Raw genomic sequence first — 584 nt, 5'->3', positions numbered from 1 at the left:
AGCGACAGCAGCCGTTGCAACGATGGGGGACGCAAAGGCATTCAGGTCCGGGCGCGAGTTCGCGGCCTGGATCGGACTGGTGCCGGCGCAGACAGGATCCGGTGGCAAGATTCAGTTGCTGGGAATCAGCAGGCGTGGCGACACGTATCTGCGTACGTTGCTGATTCACGGCGCGCGCAGTGTGCTCTTCCACTCGAAAGAGCCGCGGCCATGGATCGAGCAGCTCAAAAAGCGACGACCACTGAATGTGGCGATCATGGCGCAGGCCAACAGGATGGCCCGGATGATCTGGGCCATCCTGGCGCACGACAGGCCGTATGACAAAGGTTACGCGAGCGTGAAGCCGGTCTGACTGGTACCTGCGCCATAGAGAATCAATTTTTACAGGATGACAGGCCGAAAGGTTGCGCTGGCAATCGTATGTGATGACAACACAGGTCGGACCGGGACTCGCTAAACCTGAATCATCTCTCGAGCTTCGGGCTCGCTTGAAGAATGAGGCGCGGGCCAGCGGATTTCATGGAGGGCCGCAGCCTGTCAGGCTGCAACAAGCCTGATGGTATGGACTCCCGCCCCCTCCGGGG

The 584-nt window shown here is 60.3% G+C and carries 1 protein-coding gene; it reads left to right on the top strand.

What is annotated here, in order from left to right:
• On the top strand, positions 1 to 352 hold a 352-nt coding region (locus HV796_RS43145; protein WP_175233659.1), incomplete at its 5' end, for a transposase.
• Between the last annotated feature and the right edge of the window lie 232 nt (positions 353 to 584).

Source organism: Paraburkholderia humisilvae, from assembly GCF_902859855.1.
In the GTDB taxonomy this organism is placed as follows: Bacteria; Pseudomonadota; Gammaproteobacteria; order Burkholderiales; family Burkholderiaceae; genus Paraburkholderia; species Paraburkholderia humisilvae.
This window is presented reverse-complemented; position numbering and strand designations above follow the sequence as displayed.